This is a genomic window from Micromonospora parathelypteridis, assembly GCF_014201145.1.
Lineage (GTDB): Bacteria > Actinomycetota > Actinomycetes > Mycobacteriales > Micromonosporaceae > Micromonospora > Micromonospora parathelypteridis.
Map to the genome: position 1 here is coordinate 2,934,642 of NZ_JACHDP010000001.1, position 12,523 is coordinate 2,947,164.

Consider the following 12,523-nt stretch of genomic DNA (forward strand, 5'->3'; position numbering starts at 1 on the left):
CTCATCCGGACGGCGACCGGTCGACCCAGGCAGCACATCAGGGCCGCGAGCAGGCCCGAACCCCAATCGACAGGTGTTCCGTGCGGTCTGCCAGACATTGTCGGGCCCAGGGTCTAGAAAGGACGGGACGGCCAGCGCGGACGGAGGCGGCATCGTGAGCGGGACGACACCGGTGGTGGAGCAGGTGCGATCGGCGGACGGCACGCCCATCGCGTTCGAACGGTCCGGGGCCGGGCCCGCGATCATCCTGGTCGGTGGCGCGCTGAGCGACCGCAACACGACCCGCGACATCGGTGCGGCGTTGGCACCGGATTTCACCGTGTTCAGCTACGACCGCCGAGGTCGGGGCTACAGCGGCGACACGGCACCGTACGAGATCGGCCGCGAGTTCGACGATCTGGCTGCCCTGATCGCGGCGGCAGGTGGTTCCGCCGCTGTCTACGGGATCTCCTCCGGCGCGGTCCTGGCCGCCCTCGCCACCGCGCAGGGTCTGCTGGTGACCGGGTTGGTCCTGTTCGAGCCACCGTTTCAGGTTGGGACGCACGTCGGCGTCTGGAAGGACACCACCGCGCAGCTCATCGAGCTGATCGCGGCCGACGACCGGGACGGCGCGGTGGAGACGTTCCTCAGCTCCTCGGTCGGGCTGCCGGCCGAGGCGATCACGGGGATGAAGGCGCAACCGATGTGGGGCTCCCTGACCGCGATCGCGCACACCCTGCCGTACGACGAGATCGTCACCGCGGGAGGGCGACTGCCCGCGGACCGGCTGGCGGCAATCACCGCGCCGACCCTGGCTGTGGACAGCACGGGTAGCCCGCAGTGGCTACGCGACGGGAGCCGTGCAGCGGCCGGGGCGGTCCCGGGGGGCCGGTCGGTCAGCCTCGACGGTGGCTACCACGAGGTGCCGCCGACGACGCTCGCTCCCGCGTTGCGCGAGTTCCTGCTGGCTTGACGGCCCGGGGCGGGCAGCGACGGGCGCTCTCAGAAGCCGCAGGTCTGGCCGGCGGAGTGGCTGACCTGCACGGTGTGTGTCACGCAGCCGCCCGCCTCGATCATGTGCAGCAGGAACGCGGTTGGCTCGTCGACCCAACCGATCTGCTCGTCGGCGCTCATGGTGAGCGTGCTCTGCTTCCACGTGCTGGGCGCCACGGTGAGCACCGTGCCCGCGTACCCCGTGGTGACCGGGCGGTGCAGGTGGCCGGCGGCGACCCGCACGACGTGCCGGTGCCGACCGATCACCTCGGCGAGCGCGTCACCGTCGGCGAGCCGGAGGGAGTCGGCCGCGGGGATGCCGACCGCGACCGGCGGATGGTGCAGGCAGACCACGGCGGGCACCTCGGGCCGCCCGGCCAGCACCCCGTCGAGCCAGCCGAGCTGCTCCTCGCCGAGCTGGCCGCTGCTGCTGCCGGGGACGAGCGAGTCGAGCACCACGACGGACGCCGCCTCATGGTCGACGTGGTAGTAGGCGGAGAAGCCGCCCCCGAGCCACGGTGTGCCCCCGAAAGCGTCGAGCAGAGACTCGCGGTCGTCGTGGTTGCCGGGGACCAGGTGCACCGGCAGCGGGAACTGGCCGATCAGCTCGCGCAGTGCCGCGTACTCGTCGGGCCGGCCGTGGTCGACCAGGTCGCCGGTGATCACCACGCAGTCCGGTCGGGGCCTCAACGCCAGCACCCGGCCGAGCGCACGGTGCAGCCCGGCGGCCGGTTGGGCGGCGAGCAGCCCGGTGGTCAGATGCGGGTCACTGAGCTGGGCGATGAGCATGGGCTCGCCTCCTCGGCGCCGGGAGCTCCACGCTATCGCCGGCCGCGGCGTCCCGGGGGCACGCGCCCACAGGCTGTGTCCACAGCCTGTGGATAGCACATGTGTACGAAGCATGGTCGACCTCGCCGCCGTGAGTACGCTTGATCGCGCGGCTCGGCGCCGGCCGGCCTGTCCCCTACCTGGAACGACGTGCGAGTGGATCATCAGCGAGTCATCCGTGACGTCACCGTCCGCCTGCCGATGGCGTCGAGCGCGCCGGAGGCCTGCCGGTGGACGGTCACCGCGCTGTCCCGCCACACCCCGGCGACGATCTCCGTGCTGCTCGCGGTCCACGACCGGCTGCGCTGCGTCGCGGCGACCGGGGCCTGGCAGGTCTTCGCGACCGTGCCGGCGCGGACCGGCATCGTCGGGCGGGTGTACGCCAACGGCACCCCCGCCGTCGTCCCGGACGTCACGGTCGACCCGGACTACCTACCGGTACGCCCGGACGTGACCGCCGAGCTGTGCGTACCGGTGCTGGACCCGGCGGGCCGCGCGATCGGCGTGCTCGACCTGCAGTGGAGTGAGCCGGTCGACCTGGAACCGTGGCGGGAGACCACACAGCGGCTGGCCAACCGGCTCGGCGCGCGGATCGCCGCGCTCGGCGGCCCACCGGCGGAGAGCCGCAGCGAGAAACTGCTCCGGCACGCCGCCGCGCTCACCTCCGCACCGACCGAGTGGGACGTGCTGGACGTGGCGGCCGGCGCCGCCCGGGAGGTCTCCACCCTCTCCACCGCGCTGCTCCTGATCGCCGGCCAACCCGGCCCACCCCCGGCGACGCCGAGCGACCTGGAAACCCGGATCCGCACCGAGCTGACCGAGGCGGGTCCGGCCGCACTGGACCGGATGGTCGACCGGGCGCACCGGTACGGCGCCGGGTACACGCTGGGCGAGGCCGGGCACCCCCCGACCGAGGACTACCGGCCGCTGACCCGGGCGGGGGTGCGCACGCTGGTCGCCGTTCCGGTCGGGCCGCCGGACGCCGGCGGGGTGCTGCTGGTCGCCGACGAACGCGCACTGCGCCCGGACCCGACCACGGTCAGCTTGATGGAACTGCTCGCCGGGCAGGCGTGGACGAACCTGGACCGGCTCCGCACGCTGGCCCGGCTCCGGGAGCAGGCCAGCTCCGACCCACTGACCGGGTTGCGGCACACCGGCCCGTTCGGGCAGCGGATCGCCGCGGCCACCCCGGGACGTACGGCCCTGCTGGCGATCGACGTGGACGGCTTCAAGACCGTCAACGACACGTACGGCCACCAGGCTGGCGACCGGGTGCTGGTCGGGCTGGCCCGGGCGCTGGAGGGGGCACTGCGGCACGGCGACGAGCTGTACCGGATCGGCGGCGACGAGTTCGTCGCAGTGATCGAGGTGAGCCGTCCCGAGGAGGCGGTCCGGATTGCCGAACGGCTGACCGAGGCAGCCCGGCGGATCGGTCGCACGATCAGCGTGGGTGTCGCACTGCCTCGCCCCGGCGAGTCCCCCGATCGCACCCTACGAAGAGCCGACCAGGCCCTGTACGCGGTAAAACGCCAAGGCCGAGACGGCGTACACCTGTCCGCGGCATAACCCCACCCCGCCCCCGCCGCGTCACCCCGCCCGCCCCGTCCCGCTCCCGTCGCCCCGCGCCCCGTCGCCCGCGCCCCCTGGAGCCCCCCCGGAGCCCCCGGCGTCGATCATGGAGTTGTGGTGCCCCGCGAAACGGGCATGGCTACATCTTTCACCCACCACAACTCCATGATCGACCCCACGCCCCCGCCCCCCGCGCTCCCGCCACCAGGACCGCGATCTTGCAGTTTCGGTCGCTGATTCGTCACCCTTAACCCCTTTTGTCGCGACAGAAACTGCAAGATCGCGGAGCAGGGCACGGGGCGAGCAGGGCAGGGGCGAGCGCGGGGCGGGGCGAGCGCCGGGCAGGGGTGAGCGCCGGAGGGGGTTAGGGGGTTTTTAGCTCTTTGGCTAGGAGTTCGGCGATCTGGGCCGTGTTGAGGGCGGCGCCCTTGCGGAGGTTGTCGCCCGTGACGAAGAAGTCGAGGGCGCGGGGGTCGTCCAGGGCGCGGCGGATCCGGCCGACCCAGGACGGGTCGGTGCCGACCGCGTCGATCGGCATCGGGAACTCCCCGGCCGCGGGGTCGTCGACCAGGATCACCCCGGGCGCGTTGCGCAGTGCTTCGCGGGCGCCCTCGGCGTCCACCTCGGTGCCGAAGACGGCGTGCACGGCCACCGAGTGGGCGGTGACCACCGGCACCCGGACGCAGGTGGCGGACACCTTGAGGTCGGGCAGGCCGAGGATCTTCCGCGACTCGTTGCGGATCTTCATTTCCTCGGATGACCAGCCACCGTCTGCCGGGGAGCCGGCCCAGGGCACCACGTTGAGCGCCAGCGGGGCCGGGAACGGCCCGAGGTCGTCGCCGACCGCCTGGCGGACGTCGCCGGTGCGCGAGCCGAGCGCGCGGTCTCCGGCGACCTTGGTGAGCTGGTCGTGCAGGATGTCGACGCCGGACTGGCCGGCCCCGGAGACCGCCTGGTAGGAGGCGAGCACCAGCTCCCGTAGGCCGTACTCGCGGTGCAGCGGCGCAACGGCGACGATCATCGCGAGGGTGGTGCAGTTGGCGTTCGCGATGATGCCCCGGGTGCGGTTGCGGACCTCTTCGGGGTTGATCTCCGGAACGACCAACGGGACATCCCGATCCATCCGGAACGCGCCGGAGTTGTCGACCGCGATCGCGCCTCGGGCGACGGCGATCGGCGCCCACTCGGCGGAGACCTCGTCGGGCACGTCGAACATCGCCACGTCGACCCCGTCGAACGCCTCGGGGGTCAGTGCCTGGACGACGAGTTCTTCACCCCGGCAGCGCACCCGGCGCCCGACCGAGCGCTCGGAGGCGAGCAGCCGAATCTCACCCCAGACGTTGCGGCGCCCGGTGAGCAGCTCACACATGACGGTGCCGACGGCACCGGTTGCTCCGACCACGGCGAGGGTGGGCAGCGCCGTCATCGGCGCTACCTACCCGTCCCCGCGTAGACCACGGCTTCGGTGTCGCCGCCCAGCTCGAACGCGTCGTGGATGGCGCGGACGGCGGCGTCGAGGTCGGTGTCCCGGCAGACCACGGAGACACGGATCTCGGAGGTGGAGATCATCTCGATGTTGACCCCGGCCGCGCCAAGCGCGGCGAAGAAGCCGGCGGCCACACCGGGGTGCGAGCGCATGCCGGCGCCGATCAGGGAGACCTTGCCGACGTGGTCGTCGTAGAGCAGGCCCTTGAACTTGACCGGCTCCTGGATCTTGCTGAGCGCCGCCATCGCGGTCGGGCCGTCGGCCTTGGGCAGGGTGAACGAGATGTCCGTCCGGCCGGTGCCCTCGGTGGAGACGTTCTGCACGATCATGTCGATGTTGATCTCGGCGCCGGCGACGGTGTCGAAGATCCGCGCGGCGGCACCCGGCTCGTCGGGCACCCCGACGATCGTGATCTTGGCCTCGCTGCGGTCGTGCGCGACTCCGGTGATCAGTGCCTGCTCCACGGAAAGGTCCTCCATCGATCCGGTGACCATCGTGCCGGTGTTGGTCGAGTATGACGAACGGACGTGGATCGGCAACCCCGCCCGTCGGGCGTACTCCACGCTACGTAGGTGCAGCACCTTCGCACCGCACGCGGCCAACTCCAGCGTCTCCTCGTAGGTGATGTGCTGGATGTGCCGGGCGTTGGGCACGATCCGCGGGTCGGCGGTGAAGATGCCGTCCACGTCGGTGTAGATCTCGCAGACGTCGGCGTGCAGGGCAGCGGCGAGCGCCACGGCGGTGGTGTCCGAACCACCCCGGCCCAGCGTCGTGACGTCCTTGGTGTCCTGCGAGACACCCTGGAAGCCGGCCACGATGACCACCGACCCCTCGTCGAGCGCGCCCTTGAGCCTCCCGGGGGTGACGTCGATGATCCGTGCGCGGCCGTGCACCGAGGTGGTGATCACGCCGGCCTGCGAGCCGGTGAACGAGCGGGCTTCGTACCCCAGGTTGTGGATGGCCATGGCGAGCAACGCCATGGAGATCCGCTCCCCAGCGGTGAGCAGCATGTCCAGCTCGCGGCCCGGCGGCAGCGGGCTGACCTGGTTGGCCAGGTCGAGCAGCTCGTCGGTGGTGTCCCCCATCGCGGAGACCACCACCACCACGTCGTCGCCGGCCTTGCGGGCGGCGACGATGCGCTCGGCCACCCGCTTGATCCGCTCGGCGTTGGCGACGGAGGACCCGCCGTATTTCTGCACTACGAGTGCCACGACGGTGCACTCCCTCCCAGCGACCCTGAGCGTGCCGACGCCGCCGGAACCGGGGCCGGCGGCGCGTGTCAGACCTCTTGAGGGTATCCGGCAGGTAACGACGCCGGGTCAGGTGATCCCACCATCCGGCCCGAGCGGGGCCGGCCGGGCCGGTCCCACCAGGTCCGGCGGTACGCAGGGACGGCCAAAGCCCGACACGCCGGGACGAACCCGGTACGCGCCGGTCCCCACCGACCGCCCGCACCCACCAGAATGAGCCGGTGCCCGTCCTCATCCGCTCGGCCGGCCGCGTGCTCGGGCCGCTCGTGTTCGCCCTGCCAGCTCTCCTGGTCGCCTGTACCGGTGAGCAGCCGCCGGCCCCGCCGCCCGCCGATCCAGGACCGGTCGCGGTGGACGCCGCGCGGGACGAGCTGGCCGCCCTGGCCGCGGCCGCCCAGGACCGTCACATGGTGGCCCAGTACGTGTACAGCCAGGCCGGTAAATCAGACCGGACGATCGCGTTCACCAGCGCGAACGACGGCAGCTGGCGGATCGACGTGCCGGGGGGCGCGTGGGGTGGCGCCGCCGACATCTCGATGGCCGCCACGACCGACGGGCTGTTCCAGTGCGCCCTGCCGTCGGCCGGCCGGCCGGAGTCGGCGAGCTGTGTACGCCTCGGTGAGCGCGACGACGCGATCCCGCGCCGGTCGGACCCCCGGGTCCAGCATCCGCTCACCGACTGGCTGGACGTGCTCACCGACCGGCGCGCACCGCTGGCGGTGGCCCCGGCCAGCCCACCCAAGGGCCTCGCCGGCACCTGTTACTCGGTGGACTCCACCTCGGCGTCGCTGAACGCCCCGCTGGAGGTGGGCATCTACTGCTACGACAAGGACGGCACGCCGACCGGCGCCCGGACCGGGGCCGGGACGCTGCGGCTGGCCGCGCCGCCCGGCCCGGCGCCGGCGACCGTGCAGTTGGCCGGCCCGGTGGTGGTCGACCGGGAACCGCTCGACACCGCCGCGCCCCCGACCCCTGATCCGTCGGACAGCCCGAGCGCGGGAACGTCCTGACCTTCATCCCGTTACGGGTGCTCTTGCCCACATTTGGCGCACCCTACCTAAGAGGGCTAATTGCCCATACGGGACACTTCACTCATGGCCGATCTCACCCCGCTGCTCGCCTTCCGCTGGAGCCCCCGGGCCTTCGACCCGAGCGCCGAGTTGACCAGGGACGAGGCGGCCTCACTGCTGGAGGCCGCGCGCTGGGCACCGTCGGCGGAGAACGGGCAGCCCTGGCGGTTCGCCCTCGGCCACCGGGACGACGAGACCTGGAAACGGATCCTGACCAGCCTCCCGGGCGACGACCAGGGCTGGGTCCGGCACGCCGCGACCCTGGTGGTCGGCGCGCACACCGGCGGCGACGCCGAGCGGGCCGCGTACGACCTCGGTCAGGCGATGGCACACCTGACGCTGCAGGCCACCGCACTCGGCCTGCACGTGCGCCAACTCACCCACTTCGACCAGGTCGGCCTCGCCACCGAACTCGACCTGCCCGGCAGCATCCGCCCGCTGGTGGTCGCCGCCGTCGGCCGGCTCGGGGACCCGTTCGCTCTCCCGGCCGATCTGCGCGCCCGGGAGACCAGCCTGCGTCACCGCCGCCCGGTCGCCGACCTGCTGCTCCGCTGATCGCCCGCCGGAACTGCCGGAGCTGATCGCTCCGGCGCACGGGCGGAGCCACCAACGGCGGCTGGGTCCCGATGCTGCGGAGTGATCGATGACCCTGGTCCCATTGTCCGGACCGGCCTTCCCACCCCCCGATCCATCACGTAGGGTGACGTGGTCATGTGGCGGGCGCTTCTTCTCCTTAGCCGCCGCGACGAGGCCTGACCGGCCGGCACCTCGTCGCGGAGTTGCATCGCGCCGTCCAGCACATCCGAACTTCTTCTCGGCACCGCCGCGCATCGTCGCCCGGCATCTCGCCGACACCTTCCGATCTGCTGACGCCACATGACCCACGGGAGCACTCTGAGATGGCTCAACCTGTCACCGACGCTGAGACTGATCCGATCGCCCGGCAACGCCCGAGCCGGATGCCGTACCACCGCTACCAGCCGTACCGGGACGAGTTCCGGGTCGACCTGCCGGACCGCACCTGGCCCACCCGGCACATCGACGCCGCTCCGCGCTGGTGCGCAGTGGATCTCCGCGACGGCAACCAGGCGCTGATCGACCCGATGTCCCCCGAGCGCAAGCGCCGGATGTTCCAGCTGCTGGTCCAGATGGGGTACAAGGAGATCGAGGTCGGCTTCCCGTCGGCCAGCCAGACCGACTTCGACTTCGTCCGGCAGCTCATCGAGCAGGACATGATCCCGGACGACGTCACCATCCAGGTGCTCACCCAGTGCCGGGAGCACCTGATCGAGCGGACGTTCGAGTCGCTGCGCGGTGCGAAGCGGGCCATCGTGCACTTCTACAACTCGACGTCCACCCTCCAGCGCCGGGTGGTCTTCGGCCTGGACAAGGACGGCATCGCCGACATCGCCACCACCGGGGCGCGGCTCTGCCAGAAGTACGCCGAGATCCACACCCCGGACACGGACATCTTCTACGAGTACTCGCCGGAGTCGTACACAGGCACCGAGCTGGAGTACGCGCTGGAGGTCTGCTCCCGGGTGATCGACGTGATCGACCCGACGCCCGACCGGCCGCTGATCATCAACCTGCCGGCCACCGTCGAGATGGCCACGCCCAACGTGTACGCCGACTCGATCGAGTGGATGCACCGGCACCTGCCGCGCCGGGACAGCGTGGTGCTGAGCCTGCACCCGCACAACGACCGGGGCACCGGCGTCGCCGCCGCCGAGCTGGGCCTGCTCGCGGGCGCGGACCGCATCGAGGGTTGCCTGTTCGGCAACGGCGAGCGCACCGGCAACGTGGACCTGGTGACGCTGGGGCTCAACATCTTCTCCCAGGGCATCGACCCGATGATCGACTTCTCGGACATCGACGAGGTTCGGCGGGCCGTCGAGTACTGCAACCAACTGCCGGTGCACGAGCGCCACCCCTACGCGGGCGACCTCGTCTACACCGCCTTCTCCGGCTCCCACCAGGACGCCATCAAGAAGGGGTTCGACGCCCTCGCCGCCGACGCCAAGGCGGCTGGCGTACCGGTGGACGAGCACACCTGGGCCGTGCCGTACCTGCCGATCGACCCCAAGGACCTGGGCCGCACCTACGAGGCCGTCATCCGGGTCAACTCGCAGTCCGGCAAGGGCGGCGTCGCGTACATCATGAAGAGCGAGCACCAGCTGGACCTGCCCCGCCGGCTCCAGATCGAGTTCTCCGGGGTGGTGCAGCACGTCACCGATCACGACGGCGGCGAGGTCGACCCGAGCGCCATGTGGGAGATCTTCGCGACGCACTACCTGCTCGACCACCAGCCCGACCCGGCGGTCCGGCTCACCAGCTACTCGATCGGCGCCACCGACGGCAAAGTCGAGATCGAGGCGCAGGTCGGCGTGGGCGCCGAGCAGCGCTCGCTCGCCGCGGTCGGCAACGGCCCGATCGACGCGTACGTCAACGCGCTCCAGTCGGTCGGGGTGGGCGTGCGGGTGCTCGACTACCACGAGCACGCGCTCTCCTCCGGCGGGGACGCGCAGGCAGCCGCGTACGTGGAGTGCGAGGTGGACGGGCGGACGGTCTGGGGTGTCGGCACCGACGCCAACATCGTCACCGCCTCGATCAAGGCGGTCACCAGCGCCGTGAACCGCGCACGCCGCTAGTGCTCCGGGAGGGTCCCCACTCGGGGGCCCTCCCTCATTTCCGCTGGGCCGGCGGTGTGGCGGCGGGCAACGAATGGCAGGGCTGGGACGGCGGGGCGTCCCGGGGCGGCCGGCGGACCAGCACGAGGGCCAGCACCGCGCCCGCCACGAGCAGTCCGGCGCAGAGTTCCATCGCGCCCCGGAACGCGTCGGTCAGCTCGGCCTTCTGCTCGTACCCGCCCCCGGAGAGGCCGACCACCAGCGGCAGCGCCGCCACCGCGAGCAGACTTCCGGCGCGGGACGCGGCATTGTTGAAGCCGCTGGCCACCCCGGAGAACCGGTCCTGCACCGCGGCCAGCACCGATGCGGTCAGTGGTGCCACCACCAGGGTCAGCCCGATGCCGAAGAGCAGCACCCCGGGAAGCACGTCCGTCCAGTACGACGCACCCGGCCCGACCCCGCGCAGCAGCAGCAGACCGACCGCGGCGATCACCGGCCCGACGGTCAGCGGCAGTCGAGGGCCGATCCGTGCCGACAGGGCACCTGCCCGGGCCGACCCGATCAACAGCAGCAGGGTCATCGGCAGCAACGCGATTCCGGTGCGGAAGGCCGACCACTCGACCACGTTCTGCAGATAGACGGCGAAGAAGAAGGTGAAGCCGCCGAGCGCCGCGTAGACGACCACGGTGAAGAGGTTCAGCACCGAGAAGAGTCGGCTGCTGAACAGCCCGGTGGGCAGCATCGCCGCGTCGCCACGTCGCCGTTCGAGCAGTACGAAGGCCACCGCGGAGACCACCCCGACCAGCGCTGCGATCAGCACCGGCGCCGAGTCGAAGCCGCGGGTCGGCGCGTCGATCAGGGCGTACGTGGCGCCGGCGAGCGCGAGCGCTCCGAGCAGGGCTCCTCCGACGTCGAACCGCCGTCGGGTCCGTCCCGGCGCTTCGGTCCGCGAGGCGCTCTCGTCCCTGCTCTCAGGGACCCAACGCATCGCGGCCAGCACCACCAGCACGGCGAGCGGCAGGTTGAGGAAGAAGATCCAGCGCCAGGAGAGCGCGTCGATCAGCCAGCCCCCGATGAACGGACCCAGCGCGGTGGACACCCCGGACAGCCCGGCCCAGGCGCCGATGGCCCGGCCCCGGTCGTCCGGGTGGAAACTGGCCTGGAGCACCGACAGCGATCCGGGCGTGAGCAACGCGCCGCCGGCACCCTGGAGGAACCGGGCCGCGATCAGCCAACCGGTACCCTGGGCCAACCCGCACAGCACAGAGGCGGCGGTGAACCAGACCACGCCGATGAGGAAGATGCGTCGCCGACCGAACCGGTCCCCGAGTGCGCCGCCGAGCAGCACGAACGCCGCCAACATCAGCAGGTACCCGTTGATGGTCCACTGGAGATCGGATACGTTCGCGCCGAGGTCCTGCCCGAGCTTCGGCAACGCCACGTTGACGACCGTCGTGTCGAGGAAGACCATGCCGGAGGCGAGGACGGCGGCAAGCAACGTCCCCCGACCGGCAGCGGTGCCCATTCGGAGGGCGGGCGCCGGTACGGGTGCGGTCATCCCACCAATCTGCCTTGCACCATGTGGGAGACGCCACGAAACGCCGAAACCATCCCCGGGTACTGTGCGCAATCGCCGGGAGACCGCAAGCTGGAGAGGTGTCGTCTGTGCGTACCAGATCAGGACCGCGAGCGGCGGTGGCCGCGCTCGCCGCGGCGCTGGCGCTCAGCGTGGCCGGTTGCGTCCCGCAGGACGAGCCGGACACGCCGCCGCCGAGCGACGGCGGCAGCGCCATGGAGCAGCTCGGTGAGCTGACCGTCGCCACCGCTGGGTCGATGAAGGGCTACAGCCGGGACCACTTCCCGCACTGGCGGGACACGGGCAAGAACTGCGACGTGCGGGACAGCATCCTCCAGCGCGACGGCAAGGACGTGAAGCTCTCCGGCTGCAACGTGGTCGATGGGCGCTGGGAGAGCGTGTACGACGGCCGCAGCGCCGCCGACCCCTCCGAGGTGGACATCGACCACATGGTGCCGTTGGCCAATGCGTGGCGCTCGGGTGCCGACGAGTGGGACGACGCGAAGCGCGGTGACTTCGCCAACGACACCACCCGTCCGCAGCTCCTCGCGGTTTCCGCGTCCTCCAACCGGGCAAAGGGTGACCAGGACCCGTCGCAGTGGAAGCCGGCGAACCGGTCGTACTGGTGTAAGTACGCCGAAAGCTGGGTGACGGTCAAGCACTACTGGCGGTTGACGGTGACCAGCGCCGAGAAGACCGCCCTCACCGACATGTTGGAGGGCTGCTCAGTGGGAAGCGATTCGTGACGGACGCCGAGAAGACCGCCGATGGTGGTCCGGCCGCCGCCGGCATGACCGCGGACGGCACCGCCGAGGCTCCCGCCGCCGTGCCGGGCGCCGGCATGGTCGCGGATTCGGGCGGCTCGGCTGGCCCGCAGAGCCGCACCACCGACATCGTGCCCGGCCCCGGCGGCGTGATGACCGACGAGGTCGGCGTCGTCACCGGCGACCTGACCCTGCGCACCGAGTACGCGGACGGCAAGGTCACCCTCCGGGTGCAGTACAAGGACGCCGACGAGTGGTACGCGGTGACCGGCGCGTCGGTCAAGCTGGCCGACCCGGCGGGGCTGGACGCGGTACACGATGTCGCGGTGGGCCTGCTGCACCGCCCCGAGGGCTGACGACCTCCCACGCCGCCGGTAC

At 71.6% G+C, this 12,523-nt stretch carries 11 protein-coding genes; 7 read left to right on the forward strand and 4 right to left on the reverse strand.

What is annotated here, in order from left to right; translation table 11 throughout:
• Positions 1 to 154: 154 nt before the first annotated feature.
• The gene (locus HNR20_RS13070; RefSeq protein WP_221309790.1) at positions 155 to 952 is read left to right on the forward strand and encodes an alpha/beta fold hydrolase; all 798 of its coding nucleotides are present in this window, start codon (positions 155 to 157) and stop codon (positions 950 to 952) included.
• 29 nt (positions 953 to 981) lie between these two features.
• Here HNR20_RS13070 and HNR20_RS13075 read toward each other — a convergent pair whose 3' ends face one another.
• Entirely contained in the window at positions 982 to 1,761 is a 780-nt protein-coding gene (locus HNR20_RS13075; protein WP_184179474.1) for a phosphodiesterase, read from the reverse strand.
• Between the two features lie 195 nt (positions 1,762 to 1,956).
• Here HNR20_RS13075 and HNR20_RS13080 point away from each other — a divergent pair, with 195 nt between their 5' ends.
• A complete protein-coding gene (locus HNR20_RS13080; protein WP_184179477.1) occupies positions 1,957 to 3,366 on the forward strand; it encodes a GGDEF domain-containing protein in 1,410 nt (469 codons plus the stop codon).
• A 367-nt stretch (positions 3,367 to 3,733) separates the two neighbouring features.
• Here the strand turns inward: HNR20_RS13080 and HNR20_RS13085 are convergent, their stop codons facing one another.
• Both HNR20_RS13085 and HNR20_RS13090 read right to left on the reverse strand, forming a co-directional pair.
• Positions 3,734 to 4,795 carry an aspartate-semialdehyde dehydrogenase gene (locus HNR20_RS13085; RefSeq protein ID WP_184179480.1) on the reverse strand — a complete coding sequence of 354 codons (1,062 nt, stop codon included), beginning with the start codon at positions 4,793 to 4,795 and terminating at the stop codon, positions 3,734 to 3,736.
• A gap of 5 nt (positions 4,796 to 4,800) precedes the next feature.
• Positions 4,801 to 6,066 (reverse strand): aspartate kinase, encoded by a 1,266-nt coding sequence (locus HNR20_RS13090; protein WP_088987236.1) that lies wholly within the window; start codon positions 6,064 to 6,066, stop codon positions 4,801 to 4,803.
• A 260-nt stretch (positions 6,067 to 6,326) separates the two neighbouring features.
• Between HNR20_RS13090 and HNR20_RS13095 the strand changes: the two genes are divergently transcribed.
• From HNR20_RS13095 to leuA, 3 genes are all read left to right on the forward strand, one after another.
• Positions 6,327 to 7,115 carry a hypothetical protein gene (locus HNR20_RS13095; RefSeq protein ID WP_229687101.1) on the forward strand — a complete coding sequence of 263 codons (789 nt, stop codon included), beginning with the start codon at positions 6,327 to 6,329 and terminating at the stop codon, positions 7,113 to 7,115.
• Positions 7,116 to 7,199: 84 nt separating this feature from the next.
• Positions 7,200 to 7,730, forward strand: a complete 531-nt coding sequence (locus HNR20_RS13100) for a nitroreductase family protein (protein WP_184179483.1) — start codon at positions 7,200 to 7,202, stop codon at positions 7,728 to 7,730.
• Positions 7,731 to 8,074: 344 nt separating this feature from the next.
• Positions 8,075 to 9,826, forward strand: a complete 1,752-nt coding sequence (gene leuA, locus HNR20_RS13105; protein WP_184179485.1) for a 2-isopropylmalate synthase — start codon at positions 8,075 to 8,077, stop codon at positions 9,824 to 9,826.
• Between the two features lie 34 nt (positions 9,827 to 9,860).
• On the opposite strand, the gene HNR20_RS13110 is transcribed toward leuA, so the two are convergent.
• Entirely contained in the window at positions 9,861 to 11,363 is a 1,503-nt protein-coding gene (locus HNR20_RS13110) for an MFS transporter (protein WP_184179488.1), read from the reverse strand.
• A gap of 107 nt (positions 11,364 to 11,470) precedes the next feature.
• On the opposite strand from HNR20_RS13110, the gene HNR20_RS13115 reads away from it, so the two are divergent.
• Positions 11,471 to 12,127 carry an HNH endonuclease family protein gene (locus HNR20_RS13115; protein WP_184179491.1) on the forward strand — a complete coding sequence of 219 codons (657 nt, stop codon included), beginning with the start codon at positions 11,471 to 11,473 and terminating at the stop codon, positions 12,125 to 12,127.
• Positions 12,124 to 12,501, forward strand: a complete 378-nt coding sequence (locus HNR20_RS13120; protein ID WP_184179494.1) for a hypothetical protein — start codon at positions 12,124 to 12,126, stop codon at positions 12,499 to 12,501. Before HNR20_RS13115 ends, HNR20_RS13120 begins: the two co-directional genes overlap by 4 nt.
• The last annotated feature ends 22 nt before the right edge of the window (positions 12,502 to 12,523 follow it).

Excerpts from the sequence above, each read along its gene's own strand:
- HNR20_RS13100 (WP_184179483.1), top strand. The coding sequence starts at position 7,200 with ATGGCCGATCTCACCCCGCTGCTCGCCTTCCGCTGGAGCCCCCGGGCC.
- HNR20_RS13085 (WP_184179480.1), bottom strand. The coding sequence starts at position 4,795 with ATGACGGCGCTGCCCACCCTCGCCGTGGTCGGAGCAACCGGTGCCGTC.
- HNR20_RS13075 (WP_184179474.1), bottom strand. The coding sequence starts at position 1,761 with ATGCTCATCGCCCAGCTCAGTGACCCGCATCTGACCACCGGGCTGCTC.
- leuA (WP_184179485.1), top strand. The coding sequence starts at position 8,075 with ATGGCTCAACCTGTCACCGACGCTGAGACTGATCCGATCGCCCGGCAA.
- HNR20_RS13110 (WP_184179488.1), bottom strand. The coding sequence starts at position 11,363 with ATGACCGCACCCGTACCGGCGCCCGCCCTCCGAATGGGCACCGCTGCC.